21 protein-coding genes and 1 tRNA gene are annotated in these 23,590 nt (G+C 60.4%); 12 read left to right on the plus strand and 10 right to left on the minus strand.

The features are described from left to right. The first annotated feature begins 730 nt into the window (after window positions 1–730). Genes HB633_RS14685 through HB633_RS14695 form a run of 3 tightly spaced genes read left to right on the plus strand, consistent with a single transcriptional unit; the run spans window position 731 to window position 3,464 of the window. Window positions 731–1,474: a (Fe-S)-binding protein gene (locus HB633_RS14685; protein ID WP_213778805.1), complete on the plus strand. Its 744-nt coding sequence runs from the start codon at window positions 731–733 to the stop codon at window positions 1,472–1,474. After that, window positions 1,471–2,880: an LUD domain-containing protein gene (locus HB633_RS14690; RefSeq protein ID WP_213778806.1), complete on the plus strand. Its 1,410-nt coding sequence runs from the start codon at window positions 1,471–1,473 to the stop codon at window positions 2,878–2,880. Before HB633_RS14685 ends, HB633_RS14690 begins: the two co-directional genes overlap by 4 nt. Then, complete coding sequence (locus HB633_RS14695) at window positions 2,877–3,464, plus strand: LUD domain-containing protein (RefSeq protein WP_213778807.1); 588 nt, start codon at window positions 2,877–2,879, stop codon at window positions 3,462–3,464. The genes HB633_RS14690 and HB633_RS14695 overlap by 4 nt, the downstream gene beginning before the upstream one ends. 78 nt (window positions 3,465–3,542) lie before the next feature. Here HB633_RS14695 and kdgD read toward each other — a convergent pair whose 3' ends face one another. The 4 genes from kdgD to fdxA all read right to left on the minus strand — a co-directional run bounded on the left by kdgD (window position 3,543) and on the right by fdxA (window position 6,233). Continuing rightward, window positions 3,543–4,460 (minus strand): 5-dehydro-4-deoxyglucarate dehydratase, encoded by a 918-nt coding sequence (kdgD, locus tag HB633_RS14700; RefSeq protein ID WP_213778808.1) that lies wholly within the window; start codon window positions 4,458–4,460, stop codon window positions 3,543–3,545. 260 nt (window positions 4,461–4,720) lie between these two features. Beyond that, window positions 4,721–5,464 (minus strand): FadR/GntR family transcriptional regulator, encoded by a 744-nt coding sequence (locus HB633_RS14705; RefSeq protein WP_213778809.1) that lies wholly within the window; start codon window positions 5,462–5,464, stop codon window positions 4,721–4,723. A gap of 236 nt (window positions 5,465–5,700) precedes the next feature. Next, window positions 5,701–5,776 (minus strand) — tRNA-Asn (locus HB633_RS14710). A 133-nt stretch (window positions 5,777–5,909) separates the two neighbouring features. Beyond that, window positions 5,910–6,233: a ferredoxin FdxA gene (gene fdxA, locus HB633_RS14715; protein ID WP_213778810.1), complete on the minus strand. Its 324-nt coding sequence runs from the start codon at window positions 6,231–6,233 to the stop codon at window positions 5,910–5,912. A 433-nt stretch (window positions 6,234–6,666) separates the two neighbouring features. Here fdxA and pncB point away from each other — a divergent pair, with 433 nt between their 5' ends. The 4 genes from pncB (at window position 6,667) to rmuC (ending at window position 11,885) form a co-directional block, all read left to right on the plus strand. Continuing rightward, window positions 6,667–7,857 carry a nicotinate phosphoribosyltransferase gene (gene pncB, locus HB633_RS14720; protein ID WP_213779081.1) on the plus strand — a complete coding sequence of 397 codons (1,191 nt, stop codon included), beginning with the start codon at window positions 6,667–6,669 and terminating at the stop codon, window positions 7,855–7,857. A gap of 176 nt (window positions 7,858–8,033) precedes the next feature. After that, complete coding sequence (locus HB633_RS14725; protein WP_213779083.1) at window positions 8,034–9,425, plus strand: sodium:proton antiporter; 1,392 nt, start codon at window positions 8,034–8,036, stop codon at window positions 9,423–9,425. Window positions 9,426–9,435: 10 nt separating this feature from the next. Next, complete coding sequence (locus HB633_RS14730; protein WP_213778811.1) at window positions 9,436–10,416, plus strand: D-glycerate dehydrogenase; 981 nt, start codon at window positions 9,436–9,438, stop codon at window positions 10,414–10,416. After that, window positions 10,413–11,885 (plus strand): DNA recombination protein RmuC, encoded by a 1,473-nt coding sequence (gene rmuC, locus HB633_RS14735; protein ID WP_213778812.1) that lies wholly within the window; start codon window positions 10,413–10,415, stop codon window positions 11,883–11,885. Before HB633_RS14730 ends, rmuC begins: the two co-directional genes overlap by 4 nt. Here rmuC and HB633_RS14740 read toward each other — a convergent pair. The 6 genes from HB633_RS14740 to HB633_RS14765 form a co-directional block, all read right to left on the minus strand. Beyond that, window positions 11,882–12,364, minus strand: coding sequence for a GNAT family N-acetyltransferase (locus tag HB633_RS14740; protein WP_213778813.1), 483 nt, complete (start codon window positions 12,362–12,364; stop codon window positions 11,882–11,884). The two genes, rmuC and HB633_RS14740, sit on opposite strands and share 4 nt — an antisense overlap. Then, entirely contained in the window at window positions 12,364–12,639 is a 276-nt protein-coding gene (locus HB633_RS14745; RefSeq protein WP_031363462.1) for a hypothetical protein, read from the minus strand. The genes HB633_RS14740 and HB633_RS14745 overlap by 1 nt, the downstream gene beginning before the upstream one ends. Window positions 12,640–12,757: 118 nt before the next feature. Beyond that, a complete protein-coding gene (gene glp, locus HB633_RS14750; RefSeq protein WP_213778814.1) occupies window positions 12,758–14,065 on the minus strand; it encodes a gephyrin-like molybdotransferase Glp in 1,308 nt (435 codons plus the stop codon). A gap of 137 nt (window positions 14,066–14,202) precedes the next feature. Further along, window positions 14,203–14,835, minus strand: a complete 633-nt coding sequence (mobA, locus tag HB633_RS14755) for a molybdenum cofactor guanylyltransferase MobA (RefSeq protein WP_213778815.1) — start codon at window positions 14,833–14,835, stop codon at window positions 14,203–14,205. Window position 14,836: 1 nt separating this feature from the next. After that, complete coding sequence (gene moaA / locus HB633_RS14760) at window positions 14,837–15,946, minus strand: GTP 3',8-cyclase MoaA (RefSeq protein ID WP_213778816.1); 1,110 nt, start codon at window positions 15,944–15,946, stop codon at window positions 14,837–14,839. Between the two features lie 218 nt (window positions 15,947–16,164). Then, entirely contained in the window at window positions 16,165–19,524 is a 3,360-nt protein-coding gene (locus HB633_RS14765; protein WP_213778817.1) for an Rne/Rng family ribonuclease, read from the minus strand. A 62-nt stretch (window positions 19,525–19,586) separates the two neighbouring features. Here HB633_RS14765 and HB633_RS14770 point away from each other — a divergent pair, with 62 nt between their 5' ends. From HB633_RS14770 to HB633_RS14790, 5 genes are all read left to right on the plus strand, one after another. Further along, window positions 19,587–20,219: a hypothetical protein gene (locus HB633_RS14770; protein WP_213778818.1), complete on the plus strand. Its 633-nt coding sequence runs from the start codon at window positions 19,587–19,589 to the stop codon at window positions 20,217–20,219. A gap of 238 nt (window positions 20,220–20,457) precedes the next feature. Then, the gene (locus HB633_RS14775; protein ID WP_213778819.1) at window positions 20,458–21,462 is read left to right on the plus strand and encodes an RluA family pseudouridine synthase; all 1,005 of its coding nucleotides are present in this window, start codon (window positions 20,458–20,460) and stop codon (window positions 21,460–21,462) included. A gap of 1 nt (window position 21,463) precedes the next feature. Then, the gene (locus HB633_RS14780; RefSeq protein WP_213778820.1) at window positions 21,464–22,123 is read left to right on the plus strand and encodes an HAD-IIIA family hydrolase; all 660 of its coding nucleotides are present in this window, start codon (window positions 21,464–21,466) and stop codon (window positions 22,121–22,123) included. Continuing rightward, window positions 22,120–22,506: a Rieske 2Fe-2S domain-containing protein gene (locus HB633_RS14785; protein ID WP_213778821.1), complete on the plus strand. Its 387-nt coding sequence runs from the start codon at window positions 22,120–22,122 to the stop codon at window positions 22,504–22,506. The genes HB633_RS14780 and HB633_RS14785 overlap by 4 nt, the downstream gene beginning before the upstream one ends. A 45-nt stretch (window positions 22,507–22,551) precedes the next feature. Continuing rightward, entirely contained in the window at window positions 22,552–23,565 is a 1,014-nt protein-coding gene (locus HB633_RS14790; RefSeq protein WP_213778822.1) for a S49 family peptidase, read from the plus strand. Window positions 23,566–23,590 lie beyond the last annotated feature (25 nt).

The raw sequence follows: 23,590 nt of genomic DNA on the forward strand, positions 1-23,590 counted from the left end.
GAAACGAAGCAAAGAAAACGCCTTCCAACAATCGGCTCATAAGTGTCCACAGCGTGAAGTGACAACGTTTTGGTACCCCAAAAGCACGCTTGGCGAATAACCTCGAACACTTGAAACCCTCCCCCTCCGTCCAAGGATACCCACACGCTTCGCCACCAGGGTGGGAATCCGTTAATACGGAAACCTGGCCCACGCATAACAACGGAATAGCCCAATAGATCCAAAGCATCTTGAACCCAGAGCCTCGTCATTGGCACGGCCGACCTATCGGTTTGGGCGCCAGCGCGCGCAGCGCGGAAGCCTGGTTGATGGATTCCCACACTGGTGGCGAAGCGTGTGGGTTGCCGTTGACGGAGGGGGAGGGTTTCAACTGTCTGGGGTTATGCGCCGAGCGTGCTTTTGGGGTACCAAATAGTTGTCACTGCACGCTTTGGACACTTAAGAATTAGCGGTTGGAAGGCGTTTTCTTTGCTTCGTTTCTTTGTCGCCGTTGGACAAAGAAATGAAGTGCCGCCACGCACAGTGGCTAACAGTGCTAAAGAGAACAGCCGACAAGGAACGCGCGAAGACCCAAAAAGCACCAACCCACCGTCACCCCGGACTCCCGGGGCCCCTAGTTTGACATGAAACACCACAAACTTTAAAGTCTTGGTCAGACCAAGCTGACCAAAAACAAAAATCCCAAAGCGCCAGCAACCTGAAACTCCCCCCAAGCGCTAGCGTAAACATAATGAAAGTTGCCCTTTTCGTCCCCTGTTTCATCGATGCGTTCTATCCCGAAGTCGGCATTGCGACGCTTGAGTTGCTGGAACGGCTAGGCGTAGATGTCGATTATCCTGAAGAACAAACCTGCTGCGGCCAGCCGATGGCCAACAGTGGCGCCCAAAAAGAAGCCGCTGGCGCCGAGCGCGTCTTCGCGCGCAACTTCGCCGATTACGACTACGTAGTCGGACCATCGGCAAGCTGCATTCATCACGTGCGCGAACATCTGACCGCGATCGAACAAACGGCATCGGTGAAAAAGGTTCGAACAAACGCCTACGAGCTCGTCGAGTTTCTCCACGATGTCCTCAAGGTGCGCGAATTTCCGTGGGCGGAATTTCCGCATCGGGTCGGCTTGCACAATAGCTGCAGCGCGATCCGGCATCTGAAGGAAGTGTCGGCGTCGGAGATTGGCGGGACGCCGTTCTCCAAACCGCGCGCGTTGCTCGAAGGCGTGAAAGGCATCGAATTCGTCGCGCCAACCCGGCCGGACGAATGCTGCGGTTTCGGCGGCACGTTTTCAGTGACGGAAGAAGCAGTATCGGTGAGGATGGGGCAGGACAAGGTGCGTGACCATGTGGGCGCGGGCGCGCAATACATCGTCTCCGGCGACATGTCGTGCCTCATGCATCAGCAAGGCTGCGCCGAACGGCTGAAACTCGATGCACGGTTCATCCACATCGCCCAGGTTCTGAACGGAGCACGCGCATGAGCGACGTCGTGAAGGGAAAGAGCAAGCGCCTCGATCACGCGAAAGCGGCGGGCGCGTTTATCGCGAAAACGGATCACGTCGCTTTCCACGATAAACGCCTGTGGGATCTGCGCAGCAAACGCGATGCGCAGGCGCATGGCATGCCGGAATGGGAGACGCTGCGGGATCTGGCGTCGGGAATCAAGGAGCACACGCTTTCGAATCTCTCCGAGTATCTCGATCAGTTCATCACGCAAGCCGAGTCGCACGGCGTCACCGTGCATTACGCGGCGACCGCCGAGGAACACAACGAGATCGTCTACAAGCTGATGTCCGAGCGCGGCCTGACCACGCTCGTCAAAAGCAAATCCATGCTCACCGATGAATGCAAGATGCGCGAGTACGTCGAGCCGCGCGGCATCACGGTGATGGAAACCGATCTCGGCGAACGCATCCAGCAACTGGACAATCAGGATCCGAGCCACATGGTCGTGCCGGCCGTGCACAAGTTGCGCGCGGACGTCGCCGAGTTGTTCGGACGGACCATTGGCACCGATCCCAAGAACAGCGACATCCACTATCTCGCCGAAAGCCAGCGCATGAATACGCGGCCGTATTTCGTGCGGGAGAAAACGGCTGGCATGACGGGATGCAACTTCGCGGTCGCCGAGACCGGCACGGTCGTGGTGTGCACGAACGAGGGCAACGCGGATTTGTCGGCGAATGTACCGCCGTTGCATATTGCATCGATTGGTATCGAAAAGCTGATACCCAAGATTTCCGATCTCGGCGTGTTCGTACGCATGTTGTCGCGCAGCGCGCTCGGCTCGCCGATCACGCAATACACCTCGCATTTTCGCGCGCCGCGTCCAGGTTCTGAGATGCACTACATCCTCGTCGATCACGGCCGTTCCGAACGCCTCGCGATGGAGGATTTCTGGTATTCGCTCAAATGCATCCGCTGCGGCGCGTGCATGAATACGTGCCCGGTTTATCGGCGTAGCGGCGGCTTGTCGTATGGCTTTACGTATTCGGGGCCGATCGGCGCGATCATCAACCCGACCTACGATATGAAGCGTTTCAGCAGCCTGCCGTTTGCATCGACGTTGAATGGCAGTTGCACGAACGTCTGTCCGACGAAGGTCAACATCCACGAGCAGATCTACAAATGGCGCGAGGTCATCGCGGCGAATCACGAAGTGCCGTTCGTGAAGGCCGAAGTGCTGAAGATGGCGGGGCGGCTGCTTGCCAGTCCGACGTTGTATCGAGGCACGGTGGCGTCCCTTGGCGGCGCGTTGAAACGCCTGCCGAACTTCGTTCTGTATAACCCGCTGAACATCTGGGGCCGTCAGCGCGACTTGCCCGAAACGCCGCCTGAAACCTTCCACGAGTGGTACAAGAAAAATCGCAAGGCGACGCAGAAATGACGACTACCCGTGAAGCTTTTCTGGCCAAGATTCGGGCCGCGCAACCGGCGGGGCGCCCGCGCCCTGAAGTACCCCTCTTCGATACCCCTCCAGGCGAGCGCCTCGAACGTTTTCGCACGGCGCTGGCCGCGATGGGCGGAACGGTGGTCGAAGGCGATTCGCTCGATACCGTGCGCGCCTTGCTTGCCGAGCGTTTTGGGTCCGAAGCCGTGATCGCCTCGGCGGTTGCGGGTATCGATGGAAACCGCATGCTTTCCTCGGAGATGTCGCCTGCGTTACTGCAGGACGTCGATGCCGGCGTCGTGCGTGCGCGATTTGGCGTGGCGGAAACCGGCTCGGTGTGGTTCAGCGAGGACGAGTACATCGTCAATTCGATCGGCTATCTCGTGCAGCATCTCGTGGTGTTACTCGATCCGGCGCGGATCGTGGATGGGCTGCAGGACGTGTACAGGCAGGACGATTTCAAGAACGCACGGTACGCGGTGCTGGTGACGGGGCCATCCGCAACGGCCGATATCGAAGGCGTGCTGATTCGCGGCGCGCAGGGCGTGAGGTCGTTGACAGTGGTTTTGCTGGCGGCTTGAACTGACGCACCAAACGTACAAAACCCGTTCCGGTTTGCGTTATCGGAACGGGTTTTTTATTGATGCGGCCTGACGCGGTTACTGCGAGCCGAGCTTCTTGATCAGCACGTCGAGTTGCGCCATTTCATCTTCGGTCAGATCGGTCAACGGCGCGCGCACCGGGCCGGCGCTGCGGCCAATCAGCTTCGCACCCGCCTTCACGATACTCACCGCATACCCCGCACGACGATTCCGGATCGCGAGATACGGCATGAAGAACTCGTCGAGCAGACGACCGGTCGTTCCATGATCCTGCGATGCCACCGCGCGATAAAACTCCATCGCCGTCTTCGGAATGAAGTTGAATACCGCCGATGAATACACCGGCACGCCTAGCGCCTTATACGCTTCGGCATAAACCTCGGCTGTCGGCAAACCGCCAAGATACGAAAAGCGATCGCCCAGACGACGACGGATCGTCACCATGTTTTCGATCTCGCCCACGCCGTCCTTGAAGCCGATCAGGTTCGGGCAGCTGTCGGCGAGCCGTTCGAGCATGTCCGCGTTGAGCTTCGAATTCGCGCGGTTATAGACAATCACGCCGATATTCTTCACCGCCTTGCACACCTGTTCGACGTGGGCGGCAATCCCTTCCTGGCTGGCTTCGGTCAGGTAATGCGGCATCAACAAGACGCCGTTTGCGCCCAGACGCTCGGCTTCCTGCGCATAAGCAATGGCGACACGCGTCGGGCCGCCGGCGCCGGCGAGGATCGGCACCTTGCCTTTGCAGGTTTCGGTCGCCGTGCGGATCACGTTCGAATAGTCGGTCTGCGTGAGCGAGAAGAACTCGCCCGTTCCGCCGGCCGCAAACAACGCCGTCGCGCCATAGGGCGCGAGCCATTCGAGGCGTTCGGCATAGGTATCGGCGCGGAAGTCGCCTTGTTCATCGAAGTCGGTCAACGGGAAAGACAGCAGGCCTTCGGAAACGATTTTCTTGAGTTCTTGAGGTGTCGTCATGTTCGGTCGTGAGTTGGTTTTTGAAGCGGCCAGCAGCTGCGAGAGCTATCGACATACGTTGTCTGATGACATTCTAAAAGCGATCAGTTTGACCTTAGTATGGGTATTAACCCCAGATCCACCGAGATGCGGCGGTAGCTTACAGGTCTCGTCGGTTGCCGTTGAGCACGCATAGTATCCATCAAAGTACGACGTCAGACAAGATGAGTTTGACAGCGCTCCCTTGAAAGTGCGGAGCGAGGCGGTCAGGCCGTTGCGGTTCAGGCGTTTGCGTCGGCGGCCTGATTGGCGCGCCGCAAGCGTTCCCGGCTATTCGACAAGTGCATGCGCATGGCGGCGCGGGCGCTTTCGGCATCGCGCCGGACGATGGCTTCGAGAATGCTCTCGTGTTCAAGATTCACGAGCGACATGTACGCCTTTGGATCCGCCTTGGCGATACCAGCCGAGTCGATGCGATTGCGTGGAATTAGTGCAGAACCCATTTGCGTCAGGATATCGACGAAATAGCGATTGCCCGTTGCCCGGGCGAGCGCGATGTGAAATTGAAGGTCAGCCGCCACGCTGTCGTTGCCGTTGCGACTGGTTGCTTCGATTGCATCGAGCGCGGCGCGCATGCGCACGAGATCCTCGGGCTGCGCGCGCTGCGCGGCCAGGCCGGCACATTCCGTCTCGAGGCTGATGCGCAATTCGAGCACGGAAAGGACGTCGCGCAGGGTAGTGGCCGGCACCATGTCGATACCGAGTTTCTCGCGCCGCGGCTCAAGTACGAAACTGCCGATGCCATGCCGCGTTTCGATGACCTCGTTTGCCTGCAGTCGCGAAATGCCTTCGCGCACGACTGTACGACTGACGCCGAGCGTGGCCATGAGCTTCGCTTCGGTCGGCAGTTTGTCGCCTGGTTTCAGAGCGGCAGATTCGATCTGTTCGATTACGTAGTCGAACACGCTCTCCGCCAGGTTGCGGGCACGTCGGGGTGTCGCGGCGGATGCGAAGGGTTCGGCCATCAGTAACGCTCCTTGAGTCAGTCGGGCGGTAAGTTCAAGCTGAGATTATACCGTTGTCTGACGACCATCAATTTTAAAGATTGGACCGATACGCAGAGAGGAGGTGATCATCGACGTTCAATTGTCCTGATCGATGCGCGATCGTTTCCGTGGTGCGTCCGCCAGCGGGATCAATTCCGCGGCCTCAAACGCAAAAAGCCCAATCTTTCGATTGGGCTTTTTGGCTGGAACCTTTTTGGCTCCCCGACCTGGGCTCGAACCAGGGACCTACGGATTAACAGTCCGGCGCTCTACCAACTGAGCTATCGGGGAACATCTGCAGCAGAGAAACGAAATTATATGGAGGGGAATCTAGCCTGTCAACACCCTGCGTTCATCTCGATTTAAAAATTCTCCGGCAACCGATAAATGCGTTCAGCGTCGCTAAAAAGACGCGACACAGGCATCAACGTTCGAGCAGTTCGAGCTTCTCTTTCACGTCCTTGAACTCATCGGCTTCAGGCAGCGGCGCCTTGGTCTTGGTGATGCTCGGCCACGAGCGCGAGAGATCTGCATTCAATTCGATGAAGTGCTGTTGGTCGCCCGGCACATCTTCTTCAGCATAGATTGCATTGACCGGACATTCGGCCACGCACACGGCACAGTCGATGCACTCGTCCGGATCGATCGAGAGGAAATTGGGACCTTCGCGGAAGCAGTCCACCGGGCACACGTCCACGCAATCGGTGTAACGGCACTTGATGCAGCTTTCGGTCACAACGTGAGTCATTCAGGCTCCTGCATGCGAAATTCGTGGGGGCGGCGAGGCACTAGGACGCTGGGTTCAATCTTGAACCATCAGTCTCTTTCCTGGGCTGACAGCCCGGCTGTGCACATTGCGCGCGCCAAAACCGATATTGTAGCGTACCGGTAAATACGAGCGCGACCCCGATCCGGCAGGCTTTATATCCTTTAGTGATTTGTTTATGGACGCAGGCATGCCCCGCGCGGGGTGTCCGGCGAGCGCCGGCGCCAGCGTGGGCGCGGCGCTCAGGCTTGGCACTTCGGGTAACATGCACTTCGAGGCCGCAGGGGCACAGCAGCCAGTCCATGTCAGTGCGTTGTATCGGGCCGCGCTCCTGCCGACCGTGTCCGCTTGCGGTTTTTCCCGCGGGTTTTTGCCTGGCGGTTCTATCCGTTGTACTAGCCGTTCGTCTGGAACCATGATCATCCATTCGCTGCTCGATACCGATCTCTACAAGTTCACCATGATGCAGGTGGTCCTGCATCACTTCCCGGCGGCGCACGCGGAATACAAATTCCGATGCCGTACGCAAGGGGTCGATCTCGTTCCGTACATCGATGAAATCCGGGAGGAAGTGCGCGCACTCTGCCAGTTGCGTTTTACCGAAGATGAGCTCGAATACCTTCGGCGGATGCGTTTCATCAAGAGCGATTTCATCGACTTCCTGGCGCTCTTTCATCTCAACGAGAAGTTGGTGACGATCAAGCCGTCGGCGAAGAACAACGGCGAGATCGACATTGATATTGTCGGCCCGTGGCTGCACACCATCCTGTTCGAGATCCCCGTTCTCGCTATCGTCAACGAGGTCTATTTCCGCAACACGCAGCGCGATCCGACCTTCGAAACCGGGCGCGACCGGCTCCGCGACAAGATCGAATTGCTCGGCGGCCGTCCGGAAGTGTCCGACTGCAAGATCGCCGACTACGGCACCCGCCGCCGTTTCTCGGGCAAGTGGCACGAAGAGGTCATTCTCAAGCTGAAGGAAGGGCTTGGCGAACAGTTCACCGGTACGAGCAACGTCTATTACGCAATGAAACATGGCCTTCGTCCTCTCGGAACGATGGCGCACGAGTACTTGCAAGCCTGCCAGGCGCTTGGTCCACGCCTGCGAGATTCACAAGTGTTCGGCTTCGAAATGTGGGCCAAGGAATATCGAGGTGATCTGGGCATTGCGCTCTCCGACGTCTACGGCATGAAGGCGTTTCTCAACGACTTCGACATGTACTTCTGCAAGCTCTTCGACGGCGCGCGTCACGACTCCGGTGATCCATTCGACTGGGGCGAGCGCCTGATTCGTCACTACGAGCAGAATCGTTGCGACCCTCGTACCAAGGTGCTCGTCTTCTCGGACGCACTCGATATCCCGAAGGTCCTGCGGCTCTACGAACGTTTCCGCGGCCGCTGCCAGCTCGCGTTCGGCGTTGGTACGAACCTCACCAATGACCTTGGTTATCAGCCTTTGCAGATTGTCATCAAGATGGTTCGATGCAACGGTCAGCCGGTCGCCAAACTCTCCGATTCACCCGGCAAGAACATGTGCGAAGACCAGGCTTATCTTGCGTACCTGCGTCAGGTCTTCGATATTGCCAAGCCGGTTGGAGAACTGTAGCTCGCAGGCATGCTGATCGGCGCAAACTGGCTCAGCGTTAGCCGTTCGGTCTAGGGTAGCCGGGCAGGGCTGCTCGTTATAATCAAGTCCTTGATCGACGTGCAGGCTAACGAGGACCCCATCACATGGATACATCGGCCGCATGCCGGAACTCAAGCGGGCGGCGCGGCCGGAACATGCGTTGGTTGATGCAGGTTCTTGTGATCACGTTGTTACCGCTCGACGCCTCCGCGGCAACGCTCAATGGCGCCGCGTTGTCACCGCTTTGGGCGTTGCCGTTCGCGGGCATCCTGCTTTCCATCGCCATTGCGCCTTTGGTCGCACCGCATGCGTGGCACAGTCATTACGGCAAGATATCGGCAGCGTGGGCGCTTGCTTTTCTTGTGCCGTTCGCGATCGGCTTCGGGGCGCAAGCCGCCTTTGCCACGTTCGTCCATGCCATGCTGGAAGAATATGTCCCGTTCATTATTTTGCTCACGGCGCTCTTCACGGTCGCGGGCGGGATTTGCCTGAACGGTGATCTGCGCGGTTCTCCGCGCATGAACACCGGCCTGCTTGCGCTCGGCACCGTGCTCGCCAGCATCATGGGAACCACGGGGGCAGCCATGCTGCTGATCCGCCCTTTGTTACGCGCGAACGAGCAGCGCAAGCATCAGGTGCATCGGGTGGTGTTCTTTATTTTTCTGGTGGCCAATGCGGGCGGTTCGCTTTCGCCGCTCGGCGATCCGCCGTTGTTCCTCGGTTTTCTGAACGGCGTCAGTTTCTTCTGGACCACTGTGCATCTCGCGAAGCCGACGCTGTTTATTTGCAGCGTCTTGCTGGTGCTCTTCTATGCGTTCGACCGATACTACTTCGGGCGAGAAGACGCCCGGCCGGAGACTGCGGGGACAACGCCGTTGAGCATTGACGGGAAGATCAATTTTGTTCTTCTCGCAGCGGTTGTGGTGCTGGTTCTGATGAGCGGCCTGTGGAAACCGGGGATCGAATTCGAAGTGTTCGGCACGCACGTGGCCCTGCAGAATCTCGTGCGCGACGTGTTGCTCATAGTCGTGATGTTTCTATCGCTCAAGCTCACGCCAAAGAGCGCGCGGGAGGGCAACGCGTTCAACTGGGCGCCCATTGAAGAAGTCGCGAAGCTCTTCGCCGCGATTTTCGTCACCATTGCACCGGTGATCATGATCCTGCGTGCCGGCGCGGACGGGGCGTTCGCGGGCATCGTGCATCTGGTCGCCGACTCGAGCGGCAAGCCCATCGACATTGCGTACTTCTGGGCAACGGGGTTGCTGTCATCGTTTCTCGACAACGCGCCAACGTACCTCGTGTTCTTCAACCTCGCCGGCGGCGACGCGCAGAGCTTGATGACGACAGGCGCCACCACGCTCGCCGCGATCTCGGCAGGCGCCGTCTTCATGGGCGCGAACAGCTATATAGGCAACGCGCCCAACTTCATGGTCAAGGCGATCGCCGAATCGCGCGGCGTTGTGATGCCCAGTTTCTTCGGATATCTGGGCTGGTCGGCGGTCATCTTGCTGCCCTTGTTCCTGCTTACCGGATGGTTGTTCTTTTAAGGAGAAATCGATGAAAAAAGTGCTGGTTGCCCGCCCGATTTTCCCGGACGTGATTGAACGTCTGCGACAGTATTTTGAAGTCGATGCCAACCCAGGTGCACCGCTTCCCGCCGACGAATTTGCCCGTCGCATGGCCGACCGTGACGGCGCTTTGCTTGCGGGCGACCCTGTCACGGCGAAGGTCCTGGAAGGCGCACCGAATTTGAAGGTGGTGTCGAACATGGCTGTCGGCTACAACAACTTCGACATGCAGGCGCTGAACGCCCACGGCGTGCTCGGTACGAACACGCCCGACGTGCTGAACGAAAGCACGGCGGATTTCGGCTGGGCGCTGATGATGGCTGTTGCGCGCCGCATCACGGAATCGGAGCATTTCCTGCGCGCGGGCAAATGGGGCACGTGGTCGTACGACGCGTTCCTCGGCTCCGACGTGTACGGCTCAACGCTTGGTGTGATCGGCATGGGCCGTATCGGGCAAGCGTTGGCCCGGCGCGCACGTGGCTTCAACATGCGCGTGATCTATCACAACCGTTCACGCGTCGCGCCCGAAATCGAGGCGGAATTGAACGCTGAATATGCGTCGAAGGCCGACTTGCTCAAGCGGGCCGATCATGTGGTGCTGGTATTGCCATACACGGCCGAAAACCATCACACCATCGGTGCGGCCGAACTGGCGAGCATGAAACCCACGGCTACGCTGACCAACATCGCGCGCGGTGGAATCGTGGATGATGCTGCGCTGATCGAAGCGCTGCGCAACAAGACCATCGCTGCAGCGGGCCTCGATGTCTTCGAAGGCGAACCGAACTTCAATCGCGATTTCCTCGGTTTGTCGAACGTCGTGCTCACGCCGCATATTGCGAGCGCGACCGAATCAACGCGCCGCGCGATGGCGAATCTCGCCGCCGATAACCTTATCGCAGCGCTAGGCGAAGGTCCGCGAGCAGGCAATCCGCCGAATCCGATCAATCCGGACGTCCTGAAGAAATGACACTGTTGTTGCTGTTGGGCGCTGCGGTCGCCGTCCTCTCGATCACGCTGGTCATCGTGCTGATCCTGTTGCTGCGGCCGAAGCGCGAGACGGATATCGAAGAGCAATTCGACGCGCTCACTGATCGGGTCATCGACATGGGCGAAGCGCACGCGCGCGCCCAGGAGCGGCTCGAACGCAATGTGCGGGGCGAAGTTGTCGAGACGTCGCGTGCATCGCGTACGGAAGCGGGCGGCGCGTTCGCGCAGTTCCAGCAGACGCTCGCAACGCAACTTGCAAGCATGTCGAACGTGCAAAACGCACAGCTTGAGGCGTTCTCTCGGCAACTGCTTGCGTTGACGGAAAGCAACGTGCAGCAAAGCCAGCACGCGCGCGACGAACAAAGCCAGGCGCTCAAGCGTTTCGGCGATGCCTTGACGCTGCAGCTTGCACAGATGTCGGAGTCGAATGATCGTCGCTTGAGTGAAGTGCGCATGACGCTCGAAGCGCGGCTGAAGGACATCGAGGCGAACAACGCGGCAAAGCTCGAAGAAATGCGTCGCACCGTCGACGAAAAACTTCACGCCACGCTGGAACAGCGGCTCGGCGAATCGTTCAAGCTGGTATCGGACCGGCTTGAGCAGGTGCATCGCGGATTGGGGGAGATGCAGACCCTCGCGGCGGGCGTCGGCGACTTGAAGAAGGTGCTGACCAACGTCAAGACGCGCGGAACGTGGGGTGAAGTGCAGCTCGAGTCGCTGCTCGAACAACTTCTTACGCCGGACCAGTACGCAAAGAATGTAGCGACCATTCCAAAGAGCAACGACCGTGTGGAGTTCGCAATCAAGCTGCCCGGCCGCCACGACGCTCCCGGCCAAAGCGGGTCAAACGCAGTGGCGACGCCAGTGTGGCTTCCCATCGATGCAAAATTTCCGCGCGAGGACTACGAGCGTCTGATCGATGCGCAGGACCGCGGCGACCCGGTCGCGGTCGAGGAGGCGTCGCGGGCGCTCGAAGGCCGCATTCGCGCAGAGGCAAAAACGATTGCGCAAAAGTACGTCGCGCCGCCGCACACCACGGACTTCGCGTTGCTGTTCCTGCCTACCGAAGGTTTGTACGCGGAAATCTTGCGCCGTCCGGGGCTGACGGACTTTTTGCAGCGTGAATATCGCGTTAGCGTGACGGGGCCGACCACGCTGACCGCCTTGCTCAACAGTTTGCAGATGGGCTTCAGGACACTCGCGATCGAGCAGCGCTCCAGCGAAGTCTGGCAAGTGCTCGGCGCGGTGAAAACGGAGTTCAGGAAGTTTGGGGAAGTGCTGTCGAAGACGCGCTCGCAACTGGAGGCGGTGACACGGTCGATTGAATCAGCGGAAACGCGTACGCGTCAAATGAGCAAGAAACTGCGCGACGTAGAAGCATTGCCGGGCGAGCAGGCGGCCAACCTGCTCGGCCATGAAGCCGACGATCGCGACGAACCGCAAGCCTAAGTGGTAGCCGCGAGTTTCGCGAGTTTGTCGCCGGTAATACGCACGATGCGCCAGTCCGGCAGCACGGTTGCGCCCATCTTCTCGTAGAAGCCGATGGCGTTCTGATTCCAGTCGAGCACGGTCCATTCGAAGCGGCCGCACTGGCGTTCCACTGCCAGCGCCGCGAGCGCGCGCAGCATTCTCGTGCCGAGTCCGCTGCCGCGAATCGACGGTTTCACGTACAAGTCTTCGAGATACAGCCCGCGCTTGCCCACGAACGTCGAGTAGTTCTGGAAGAACAGGGCATAACCGACGATCACCCCGTCTTCCTCCGCGACCAGCGCTTCCGCTGCGGGCTTTGCGCCGAACAACGCGTCGTGCAGACCAGGCTCGGTTGCAACGAACAAATGCATCAGCTTTTCGAATTCGGCCAACTCCAGCATGAGGCCGAAAATTGCGCTGACATCTTGCGGAGTGGCATTACGGATTGCGGCGCTCATCAGGCTTCTTCCGGTGCATCGGACAACACGATTTCGATGCCGCCAAACCGCGACGCCACCCAGTTGTATGCGTGACACGCAATCCACAACAGGATGAACCCCAGGATCGCATTGAGCAGCAGCGCGCTCGTTACGGTGCTGAGCTCGACGGAACCGTATCGGAAGAATGCAACCAGTACGCCGAGCAACACGATCGGCACGCTGAATGTGAGGTACACGAGAATCAGCGCTTTGGCGGTTTGTCCCGGTGCGATGAACGAAATCTGTTTTTTCATGAAGGAAAAGCCCCGTCAGTCGTAGTGCAATGCATTTGAATCCAGGTGTTTGGCCGCATACGTGATGACGGCGTCCCGGCCCGGATTCTTGAAGCAGGTTGTCGAAGAGCCTTTGAAGCTAGATCAGGCCGTCGAATGGCAGGATATCGACGCTGTCTCCTGCATCGATGTTTCCTGCCTCGTGCTCGAGAACAATGAAGCAATTGGCCTCGCTCATTGAACTCAGCACACCCGAGCCTTGCGGCCCGGTTGTTACCACGTGCCAGCGCCCGGCGGCGTCGCGCTGCGCAATACCGCGCTGGAACTCCGTGCGACCGGCGCGCTTGGACAACGAATTCGTGCTGATCGCCGATATCAGCGGCAACGCGTGCCGGGTCGCGCCCGACATGGCGAGCAGCGCTTCCCGGACGATGAAATAAAACGTCGCCATGACCGCGACCGGGTTGCCGGGCAAGCCGAAGAACAACGCCGATTTGCCGTCGCCGGGACGCACGCCCGCCCAAAGGCGGCCGAACGCGAGCGGCCGGCCGGGGCGCATCGCGATTTTCCAAAATGCCACGTCGCCGAGCGTGTTCATCAGGTCGCGCGTGAAGTCGGCGTCGCCCACTGACACGCCGCCCGAGCTGATCACCACGTCGGCTTCCCGGGTCGCGCGGCGCAGCGCTTCTTCAAGCGATGCCCGGTCGTCGCGGACAATGCCCAGATCGACCGGCTCGACGTTCATCCGGCGCAACATTGCGTAAAGCGTGTAGCGGTTGCTGTCGTAGATGGAACCTGGCGCAAGCGCTTCGCCGACAGAACGCAGCTCGTCGCCGGTGGAGAAAAACGCGACGCGCAAACGCCGCTGGACGGCAACTTCGGCGATACCCAAGGAAGCCAGCAAGCCGATATCCGATGCCCGCACGATCCGTCCCGCCCGCAACGCCGGTTGACCTTGCGAAAGATCTTCCCCTGCAAGCCGCCGGTTCACCCCGCGCGTGATTCCCGCCGTGCCAAACGTGACCGTGTCGCCCGTGCGCTGCACGAGTTCTTGCGCAACGACGGTGTCGCAGCCAGGCGGAATCAGCGCGCCCGTCATGATACGCACGCACTGGGTGACGAGCGGCCGGCCTTCGAACGGTTGTCCGGCGAGCGCTTTTCCGGCGACCGAAAGCTGGACTCGCCCTTCGAGACCCGCGACTTCCAGCGCGGCGCCATCGAATGCGTATCCGTCCATGGCGGAGTTATCGTGGGAGGGGACGTTGATGGGTGAGACCACGTCTTCTGCCAGCACCCGGTCCAGGGCGTCGAAGAGCCGCACGCGCTCCATCTCGGCACGCCCGCGCGGCAACGCCCACTGACGCACGATCTCCTGCGCCGCGCTGACGGGCAGCGCGTTCGGATCGTACTCAGCGACGCAGCTCGAAAAGTGCTTGGGTGTGTTCATCGATGGGTAAAAACAGCGCGGAGAATCGACGCAAAGCCCGCAGGCGGATGGGTGGAGAGGCAGACGTGTTGAGATGCGCTGTACTACGCGGCATCCGGCAAGCCGATGGCTCGCAGCAAACTGAAACGAACCGGCGCTTAGTTGCGCTCGAGGTCGGCTAGCTGCTGCAGATCGTTGACATTGTAAAACGCACGCTCGTCGGTGAAGGTCACTTCTACCGCCTTGTGGCGCGCGTACCACGCGCGGACCTTGCGCTCTCCGGCGCGGATGAACGCGTCGAGATCGTCGGCGAGCGAGGCGCGCAGCAACGCGAAGACCGGATGCAGGTGGCGTTCACCGGCGGAATCGGTCACCGCTGCGATAGCGATATCCGCATTGCCGGCAGTCAGTTTTTCCGATAACTGATCGGCCAGATGGGGATGGATGAAAGGCGCATCGCAGGGCGAAAAAAGCACGAACTCCGTCTGCGCCGCGTGCAGCGCCGCCGACATGCCCGCAAGCGGGCCGGGGAAATCGGGAAATGCATCGACCACGACCTTGGCGCGAAACGGCATGCCAAGTTGCGCATAGATTTCGAGGCTGCGATTGGCGCTGATCAGCATCGCGCCACATTGCGGCGACAGCCGGCGCAGCGCGTGAAGCGCGAGTGGTTCGAGATTCAGCGGCTGCAAACCCTTGTCCACGCCGCCCATGCGCGATCCGCGTCCACCGGCGAGTACCACACCCGTGATGTCGTGCTTCAAAAGCGCGTCCCGGGCTGGCTCGGTCATGTCAGCCGCCGATGTACGACATTTCGACGCGCCGTGCGTCCGGATCTGCCGCCGGCAGCGAATTACTGCCGCGAAGCTCCGAGTATCGGTCGGTGCGTGCTTCCCAGATTCGCGCGATGGCCGTGGCGACGGTTGCGTCGCTCGCGCCGCTGCGAATCAACGCGCGCAGATCGTGACCGGAGGTGGCGAACAAACACAGGTACAGCTTGCCTTCCGTCGATAACCGCGCCCGCGTGCAAGTCCCGCAAAACGCGCGCGTAACGCTCGAAATGACGCCGATCTCGCCGCTGCCGTCCTGGTAACCCCAGCGTTGCGCGGTTTCGGCGTCGTTGTGAGCCTCGAGCGGCTGCAGCGGAAAATGTTCGGCGATACGCGCAACGACATCCGCCGAAGGCAGCACTTCGCTCATGTTCCAGCCGTTGGACGCACCTACGTCCATATATTCGATAAACCGCAGCACCGTGCCGCTGCCTTTGAAATGGCGCGCCATGGGCACGATTTCGGCGTCGTTCGTGCCACGCTTGACGACCATGTTCACCTTCAGCGGCGCCAGCCCGACCGCATGCGCCGCTTCGATGCCATCGAGCACATCGGCGACGGCGAAATCAGCGTCGTTCATGCGGCGAAACAATGCGTCGTCGAGCGCATCGAGGCTTACCGTGACTCGCGACAGGCCCGCGTCCTTCAGCGACCGGGCTTTGCGCCCGAGAATGGAACCGTTGGTAGTCAGCGTGATGTCGAGCGGCCTGCCTTCGGGCGTGCGCATGAGCGCCAGCCGTTCGATCAGGAATTCGATGTTCTTTCGCAACAGCGGCTCGCCGCCCGTCAGCCGGATCTTCTCGACCCCATGGGCAACAAAAAGCCGCGCCAGCCGTTCGATTTCCTCGAAGGACAGCAGCGCGCTGTGCGGCAGGAATTCGTAGTTTTTATCGAACACTTCGCGCGGCATGCAGTACACGCAGCGAAAGTTGCAACGATCGGTCACCGAGATGCGCAGATCGCGCAAGTCGCGTGACAGCCTGTCAGTGAGCAATCCGGTCGGCGTCGCCACGGCTCCCGGGAAGGCCGGGATCGCGGTGACATCGGTGACGGGAATGATGCGGCGGGACATGATCGTTTTATTTCTCGGAAGCAGCGGCGGGGAGGTGCCTGAGCAAACGCCCTTCGGCTGCTATTAACTTCGAACAACTCATTTTAGCGGAAGGGCGGTTCAGGGGTGAGTTGCCACTCTCTCTTTATGGCGTTTTTGCACACGCAAGAATAAAAAAGCGCCACGGACCTGAGTCACGTGGCGCTCTTGTCAAAACGTCGGGCGCTTAATCAGCGTCTTTATTGCGCGTCTTTACCCGTTTCGACTTGTTGCATCGGCGCGGCGTCGAGCGGCGGCAGGCGCTTGCGCTCCCGCACGACGCGTTTCGGCGCTTCTACCTGAGCCGCAGCTTCGCGGGCGGCGCGGAGCTTATCGGCGTCGGTGTTCACCCAGACGAGCCCCGCCGTGTCCAGCATCGGCTTGAGGGCTTCTTCTTTCAGCGCGACCGGAGCGGCTGCCGGAGCCGGAGCCGGAGCGACCGGAGCCGACGCGGCCGTTTCCACCGCTTCGAAGGCCTTTACCGGCTCGGACTCGACCGGCGCGGGCGCTTCCGCCACCACGGGCACGGACGGTGCAATCGCCGACACCATTTCCGATTCCGGCGATGCGGCAACCGCCGCCGTCTTCAACGGCTCAGCATGCTGGGCAAGCGTTTCGACGGCTTGCGGCGCTGCTTGAGCAACCGCAGGCTCCTCGGCTTTCGGGGCATCGATGAACGGACTCGCCGGCTTTTCTTCCGCTACCTTCGGCGTCGGGCCAAACGGGTTCTCAACCGGCTGCGGTGCCGCCGGTTTCTCGAACACGTTGATTGCGGGCGTTTCGTTTTCAGCATGTGGCGTGTGAACTTCATGCGCCTCGTGCTGAACCACGAATCCTTCGGCCTCGGCGTGCTTCGCTTCGATCGGCTGTACTGCAGGAGCGGCAAGCGGTGCGGCCGTTTCGACCGGCACGGCGCGAACCGGCTCGGGCAATTCGGTCACAGCAACAGCCGCAGCCGCAACCGGCTCGACCGTTACAGCCGGCGCCGGTGCAGGAGCCGCTTGAACCGGCTTGGCTGCGGCGGGCGCGAACTCGCGCGTGTCGTCGCCATCGGTATCGAATACGCCAGCTTGAGCGCGTTCCGGGTCGGTGCTTTCAGCCGTGCCTTCGCCTTCTGCGATATCCGCGGCCTGATTGACCGTTACGCCTTCTTCCTCGCGATCGCGGCGTCCACCACGACGGCCACGACGACGGCGGCGGCGTTCTTCGCCTTCACGCGCTGCGCTCGCCTGATCGGCCTGCAGTGCGTCGGCGTTGCCGTTTTGCTGCGATTCCTGACTTGCTTGCGCGTTTTCCGACAACTCCGAAACCACCGTTTCGCCTTGCGTCAATGCTTCAACGGCGGCTTCCGGCTGTGGCTTCTTGCGCTCACCGCGTTCTGGACGATCGCCGCGTTCACGACGTTCACCCCGATCGGCAGCTTCCGCACGCTCACGGTTATCGCGCGATTCACGCGGTTCGCGCGGCTCACGCTGTTCCCGGGGCTCGCGGCCTTCACGTGCTTCACGCGGCTCGCGGCCTTCACGGCCACCACGCGGTTCGCGCGCTTCTCGAGGCTCGCGCGGTTCGCGACCTTCACGGCCTTCGCGCGGTTCACGCGCTTCCTTCGGTTCCCGTTCCTCGCGGCGCGGATTCTGACGGCCACCTGCCGTACCCGGCGCGTTTGGCGTGCCTGCAACAGCCGCTGCACTGTCGCGCGAACCGGCGCCGCCACGGCGATTCCGGTTCCGGTCACCACCTTGTCCCGAACGTTCCGGCCGGTCGCCCCGTGCCGGACGTGCCGGCGCAGGCGTGACGACCGGCGCTGGCGCCGGCTTCGCTTCCGGCTGCACGCCAAACAGGTTCTTCAACCAGCCGATGAACCCGCCCGTCGATGCCGCCACCGGCGCAGGCGCTGCAACCGGAGCCGCCGCAACCTTCACCGGCGCGCTCGGCGCAGGCGAAGCCGGCGTGATGCCCTTGACCATGGCTTCCTGCTTGGGCTTCACTTCCTCGGTGCGCTTGCTGTAACCCGTTTCGGATTCCAGTTCGTGCGCGGCTTCCTCGGCCATCTTCCACGATGCACGCGGCTCGTCCAGACGCGTGTCGTCGTGACGCAGGCGTTCCAGCTTGTAATGCGGCGTTTCGAGGTGCTTGTTCGGGATCAACACGACGTTGACCTTGAAACGCGACTCGATCTTGTTGATTTCCGAACGCTTTTCATTCAGCAGGAAAGCGGTGACTTCCACCGGCACCTGGCAATGAATTGCCGCGGTGTTTTCCTTCATTGCTTCTTCCTGAATGATCCGCAGCACTTGCAGCGCGGACGATTCGGTATCGCGGATGTGACCTGTGCCGTTACATCGCGGGCACGTCACATGGCTGCCTTCGGAGAGTGCCGGACGCAGGCGCTGACGCGACAGTTCCATCAAACCGAAACGCGAAATCTTGCCCATTTGTACGCGCGCACGATCGTGCTTCAACGCGTCTTTCAGGCGCTGTTCGACCTCGCGCTGGCTCTTGGCCGACTCCATGTCGATGAAGTCGATCACGATCAAGCCGCCCAGATCGCGCAGGCGCAGCTGGCGTGCGACTTCGTCGGCGGCCTCGAGGTTCGTGCGCGTTGCCGTTTCCTCGATATCCGCGCCCTTGGTCGAGCGCGCCGAGTTCACGTCGATGGCAACCAGCGCTTCCGTGTGGTCGATCACGATCGCGCCGCCCGAGGGCAACGGCACCGTGCGCGAATACGCGGTTTCGATCTGGTGTTCGATCTGGAAACGGGAGAAGAGGGGAACGTCGTCGTGATAGCGCTTAACTTTGCTCAAGTTATCCGGCATCACGATGTCCATGAAGGCGCTGGCCTGGTCATGGATCTCGGTGGTATCGATGAGAATTTCGCCGATATCCGGCTGGAAGTAATCGCGGATTGCGCGGATCACGAGGCTGGATTCGAGATAAATCAGCATCGGCTTGCCGGCTACGCCGCTTTGCGACGCCGCTTCCACCGCGCGCCACAATTGCATCAGGTAGTTCAAATCCCACTGCAGTTCTTCGGCCGAACGGCCAATCCCTGCCGTACGCGCGATGATGCTCATGCCTTCGGGCAAATCGAGCTGGGACATCGTTTCGCGCAATTCCTGGCGCTCGTCGCCCTCGATCCGGCGCGATACACCACCGCCACGCGGGTTGTTCGGCATCAGGACGAGGTAACGTCCGGCAAGCGAGATGAACGTGGTCAGGGCCGCGCCCTTGTTGCCGCGTTCTTCCTTTTCCACCTGGATGATCAGTTCCTGACCTTCGCGCAGCGCGTCCTGAATGCGCGCAGAACGCATGTCGACGCCGTCCTTGAAATACTGGCGGGCAACTTCCTTGAACGGCAGAAAACCGTGGCGGTCTTCGCCATAGTTCACGAAACAGGCTTCGAGCGAGGGCTCGATGCGGGTAATGACTCCCTTGTAGATATTGCCTTTGCGCTGTTCGCGCCCGGCGGTTTCGATGTCGATGTCGATCAGTTTTTGCCCATCGACGATGGCGACGCGCAATTCTTCTTGCTGCGTCGCGTTAAACAGCATGCGTTTCATTGAACGGCTCCAGAGCGGCTCTACCGGCCCCCGTCGAGCGAATTCGCGCGGTTGTCAGTCGCGTGAAGCAGGAGGGCGGGCGCGCCGCGCTTATGTGTTTGTTGTCACAAAGCACGCTGGAGCGGGAGTTCTGGCTCGGAGAATTGCCTGAGGCGGGCTTTGCCACCAATGTGCGACGAGGTGCGTCGCGACAGGTAAAAAGCCCTGGGCACATGCGAACAGGTTTGACACGCCGTGATTCGACGGCTGTCGGCTTAAGCGGCACAGCACTGCGGCTCGACGTTCATGAAACGACTCGAGGAGCCGGCAGCGCAGCCAGCAGCAGCCGGATGCATCCTGCAGCAGTCTCTTTTCAGCCGGGGTCTTCTGCGCAAAAAAACGTACAAGCAGCGCGGAAATCAAGACCGCCAGGCCTTCTTCAAAACTGCGGCAGACTGCCGTTGTGGCTTTTCAGGCGCTCAAAGAGCCCGATAACCGCGTTGGGTGTCTCGCCTTATGACAATGTCCGCCACGCTTCGCCCGTTTCAGCGCAGCTTGCAGCAGACCACTGTTTTCTTCGCTACGGCAAAGCGCCGATGTTCCGTTCACCCAACCTGATACCCGCCCAATATCTTCTCGATACCTGCCTGATACCCGGGGTCGAATCCGGAAGTCAGCCGAATAAAAATCCGGCCTTCATCAACTCTCGCCGATAAAATTCTTGATCGCCAAAAATCCGTTACCGTGTCGGCGATCGACTCGACCGAACGCGCCTGTGGGCACCGTCCCTGCCGCGCGATATCGCCGTGCGTGCAACTCGTTACTCCGTTTTCCGGGTGAGCAACTGGCCCTGGGCGCAAGTAAAATAACGGTTATCCGCTTGCACCTGTACAGTCTGACTACATCCGGCCAGCTTAGTGGCTTTTTCCAGACTGTCCGCAAATTATATTCAGAATGAATGAGTTAGGCAAAACATCCCATAAAAAGGTCGCGAGCGAACAGGTCTCCATGATCGAGATCGACGAAAATGCGGCGGGTCAGCGCATCGACAATTTTTTACTGCGCGTCTGCAAAGGCGTGCCAAAAAGTCACATTTACCGGATTTTGCGCAGCGGCGAAGTTCGTGTGAACAAAGGGCGCATCGACGCAGCTTACCGGCTGGAAATGGGCGACCTGGTCCGGGTGCCGCCGATCCGTACCGCTCAACTGGACGAGACACCGGTCTCATCGAATGCGCCCGCGGCCGAATTCCCCATACTGTTTGAAGACGACCACTTGATCGTCATCGACAAACCCGCCGGCGTCGCCGTTCATGGCGGCAGCGGCGTGGCATTCGGCGTGATCGAGCAATTGCGCAACGCGCGTCCGCAGGCAAAGTTTCTTGAACTGGTGCATCGGCTGGATCGCGAGACGTCCGGCGTGCTGATGCTCGCGAAAAAGCGTTCGGCGCTCGTGAACCTGCACGAGCAAATGCGCGACAACAAAATCGATAAACGCTATCAGGCGGTCGGTCATGGCGACTGGCTCGCGGGCTGGGGGCGTCGAAGGATTGTGAAAGAATCCTTGCACAAATATCTGACGCCCGAAGGCGAGCGGCGCGTGCGGGTACAGGACGACGGGCTTGCGTCGCACACGGTTTTCAACCTGATCGAACGTTTCGACGAGTACGCGTGGGTCGAAGCCGAACTAAAAACGGGCCGCACACACCAGATTCGCGTGCATATGGCGCACATCGGCCTGCCGATTGCCGGCGATGCCAAATATGGCGACTTCGCGCTGAACAAGAATCTGGTCCGCCCGAACGCTGATCCGTCGCTCAAGCGCATGTTTTTGCACGCTTTCCGGCTGAAACTCGTGCATCCGTCGACGGGCGAGACGCTTCAGGTCGAGGCGCCGCTGCCGGCCGAATGCAAACGGTTTATCGAACAACTCAAACAATCTTCCAGAGAGACCCAATAAAATGGCGCGTCAGCAATTCGACCTGATTGTCTTCGACTGGGACGGCACCTTGATGGACTCCACGGCGCACATTACGCGCAGCATCCAGGCGGCATGCCGCGACCTGGACCTGCCCGTTCCCGCCGACGAAGCCGCCAGCTACGTGATCGGGCTCGGATTGCGCGACGCATTGCAGATTGCCGCCCCGACGCTCGATCCCGTCGATTATCCGAAGCTGGCGGAGCGATATCGCTTTCACTATCTGATCAAGGGCGAGCAGACCGAGCTCTTCGACGGCGTGCGGCAAATGCTGCAAAACCTTCGCGACGAAGGTTATTTGCTGGCGGTCGCGACGGGCAAAAGCCGCGTTGGTTTGAACCGGGCGCTGGACCAGTCGCGCCTGACGAGCCTGTTCGACGGCACCCGCTGCGCCGATGAAACCTTCTCCAAGCCACATCCCGCGATGCTGCACGAACTGACGCGCGAACTCGGCCAGGACGTGAACCGGACGGTGATGATCGGCGACACCACGCACGACCTGCAAATGGCGAAGAATGCGGGCGCGGCGTCTGTCGGCGTGACCTACGGCGCGCATCCGGCCAAATCGCTGCATGCGCTGGAGCCTTTGTTCGTGGCCGAAGACGTGGCCGCGCTCGACGACTGGCTGCGAGAGAACGCATGACCGGAGCGCCGCCCCAAGCTGTGCGTGTGTGTGCATCGGAGGAACTGGTCGACGGCGGCGACGGACTGCGCCGCGACGCAATCGGCAAAAGCGGTGCAGCCACGGTGTTTTTCGTCCGATACGACGGTAAGCCGTTCGGCTATCTGAACCAGTGCGCGCACGTTCCCATGGAGCTGGACTGGTCCGAAGGCAAGTTCTTCGAGAGCTCCGGCTTATACTTGATGTGCGCCACTCATGGCGCGATTTACGAGCCGGACACGGGAAAATGCGTTGGCGGCCCGTGCCGCGGCGCGCGTTTGCGGAAGATCGAAACCGAAGAGCGCGAGACGCCGGAAGGCCGCGCTGTTTTCTGGCTTCCTGACGACGACCTGCGTCCTGCTTGAATCAAAATCCCCGCTTAATCTTTTAATCTGTCATCCAGGCGACGCATGTCCGATCACATTCCCACTGAACCTTCCGACCCGGCGCGTTCAACCTCTGCGGCTGTCCCACCGGCCGGTGCAAAAGGCGAAAACTGGGAGCGCGCCGCGCTCGAACGCATTGCGCTCGCGGCCATCAACGAACAGCGCTCGGCGCGCCGCTGGCGGATCTTTTTCCGCTTCGTTTTCCTCGCGATCCTGGCCGTCGCGGTCTGGCGCGCATTCGATTTCACCGGCGACAAGGTATCGAAGACTGCGCGTCACACGGCGCTCGTGGAGCTGGAAGGCGAAATTTCCGCCAATAGCGACGCCAGCGCGGACAACGTGAATGCAGCGCTCGACAGTGCGTTCGAAGACGACGCGACGGCAGCCGTGATCCTCCGCTGCAACAGCCCGGGCGGCAGTCCTGTGCAGGCGGGCATCATCAATCGCGAGATCACGCGTTTGCGGACCAAATATCCGTCGAAACCGCTCTACGTAGTCGTGAACGACATGTGCGCGTCGGGCGGATATTACGCCGCCGCGGCCGCTGACAAGATTTACGTCGATAAAGCGAGCATCGTGGGTTCTATCGGCGTGCTGATGGACGGTTTCGGCTTCACGGGCCTGATGAGCAAGCTGGGCGTGGAGCGCCGCCTGCATACGTCGGGCGCGAACAAGGGCGCTTTCGATCCGTTCTCGCCAGAAACGCCGGGTATGGATGCCCACGCGCAGGAAATGCTGGACCAGATCCATACGCAATTCATCGATGCCGTCAAAAAGGGCCGCGGCTCACGCCTGAAAGACAATCCCGATCTGTTTTCGGGCATGTTCTGGACGGGCCAGAAGAGCGTGGAACTCGGTCTCGCCGATGGTTTCGGCGACGCTGATTACGTTGCGCGGGAGATCGTGAAGCAGCCGGATATCATCGATTACACGCAGAAAGAGAGCATCGGCGAGCGCGTTGCGCGGAAATTTGGCGCGGCGGTGGGGAATGCATCGATGAGCGCGCTGATGATGGGCGGCAAGATGCAGTTGAAGTAAGTTTTCGCCGCTGAATGAAAAACGC

It is taken from the genome of Caballeronia sp. dw_276, from assembly GCF_018449635.1.
In the GTDB taxonomy this organism is placed as follows: domain Bacteria; phylum Pseudomonadota; class Gammaproteobacteria; order Burkholderiales; family Burkholderiaceae; genus Caballeronia.

Coding starts and splice junctions, on each gene's coding strand:
- HB633_RS14685 (WP_213778805.1), top strand. CDS start 731: ATGAAAGTTGCCCTTTTCGTCCCCTGTTTCATCGATGCGTTCTATCCC.
- HB633_RS14690 (WP_213778806.1), top strand. CDS start 1,471: ATGAGCGACGTCGTGAAGGGAAAGAGCAAGCGCCTCGATCACGCGAAA.
- HB633_RS14695 (WP_213778807.1), top strand. CDS start 2,877: ATGACGACTACCCGTGAAGCTTTTCTGGCCAAGATTCGGGCCGCGCAA.
- kdgD (WP_213778808.1), bottom strand. CDS start 4,460: ATGACGACACCTCAAGAACTCAAGAAAATCGTTTCCGAAGGCCTGCTG.
- HB633_RS14705 (WP_213778809.1), bottom strand. CDS start 5,464: ATGGCCGAACCCTTCGCATCCGCCGCGACACCCCGACGTGCCCGCAAC.
- fdxA (WP_213778810.1), bottom strand. CDS start 6,233: ATGACTCACGTTGTGACCGAAAGCTGCATCAAGTGCCGTTACACCGAT.
- pncB (WP_213779081.1), top strand. CDS start 6,667: ATGATCATCCATTCGCTGCTCGATACCGATCTCTACAAGTTCACCATG.
- HB633_RS14725 (WP_213779083.1), top strand. CDS start 8,034: ATGCGTTGGTTGATGCAGGTTCTTGTGATCACGTTGTTACCGCTCGAC.
- HB633_RS14730 (WP_213778811.1), top strand. CDS start 9,436: ATGAAAAAAGTGCTGGTTGCCCGCCCGATTTTCCCGGACGTGATTGAA.
- rmuC (WP_213778812.1), top strand. CDS start 10,413: ATGACACTGTTGTTGCTGTTGGGCGCTGCGGTCGCCGTCCTCTCGATC.
- HB633_RS14740 (WP_213778813.1), bottom strand. CDS start 12,364: ATGAGCGCCGCAATCCGTAATGCCACTCCGCAAGATGTCAGCGCAATT.
- HB633_RS14745 (WP_031363462.1), bottom strand. CDS start 12,639: ATGAAAAAACAGATTTCGTTCATCGCACCGGGACAAACCGCCAAAGCG.
- glp (WP_213778814.1), bottom strand. CDS start 14,065: ATGAACACACCCAAGCACTTTTCGAGCTGCGTCGCTGAGTACGATCCG.
- mobA (WP_213778815.1), bottom strand. CDS start 14,835: ATGACCGAGCCAGCCCGGGACGCGCTTTTGAAGCACGACATCACGGGT.
- moaA (WP_213778816.1), bottom strand. CDS start 15,946: ATGTCCCGCCGCATCATTCCCGTCACCGATGTCACCGCGATCCCGGCC.
- HB633_RS14765 (WP_213778817.1), bottom strand. CDS start 19,524: ATGAAACGCATGCTGTTTAACGCGACGCAGCAAGAAGAATTGCGCGTC.
- HB633_RS14775 (WP_213778819.1), top strand. CDS start 20,458: ATGAATGAGTTAGGCAAAACATCCCATAAAAAGGTCGCGAGCGAACAG.
- HB633_RS14780 (WP_213778820.1), top strand. CDS start 21,464: ATGGCGCGTCAGCAATTCGACCTGATTGTCTTCGACTGGGACGGCACC.
- HB633_RS14785 (WP_213778821.1), top strand. CDS start 22,120: ATGACCGGAGCGCCGCCCCAAGCTGTGCGTGTGTGTGCATCGGAGGAA.
- HB633_RS14790 (WP_213778822.1), top strand. CDS start 22,552: ATGTCCGATCACATTCCCACTGAACCTTCCGACCCGGCGCGTTCAACC.